This window comes from Shewanella litoralis, assembly GCF_009828585.1.
Lineage (GTDB): Bacteria > Pseudomonadota > Gammaproteobacteria > Enterobacterales > Shewanellaceae > Shewanella > Shewanella litoralis.
In genome coordinates, this window is record NZ_WSRZ01000171.1 from 1 (window position 1) to 249 (window position 249).

The following is a 249-nucleotide window of genomic DNA, read 5'->3' on the forward strand; positions in this document are numbered from 1 at the left end:
ACCTTCTTTGAAGGTAAACGTAAAATCTCAACTGCATGTAAATGGGGCTATAGCTCAGCTGGGAGAGCGCCTGCCTTGCACGCAGGAGGTCTGCGGTTCGATCCCGCATAGCTCCACCATTTACTGCATTGGTAAGAGATGCCAAAGATAAACGAAATTTTATCTTTGGCTTTTTTAAGCCCGCTCTTTAACAATTTGGAAAGCTGATAGTAATTAATTGCATGAGTCTGTCATGTAATTAATTGCAAA

General features: G+C 41.8%; 1 tRNA gene. It reads left to right on the plus strand.

What is annotated here, in order from left to right:
- Nucleotides 1-43 precede the first annotated feature (43 nt).
- Nucleotides 44-119: transfer RNA gene (locus tag GQA99_RS20515), tRNA-Ala, on the plus strand.
- Nucleotides 120-249: the final 130 nt, after the last annotated feature.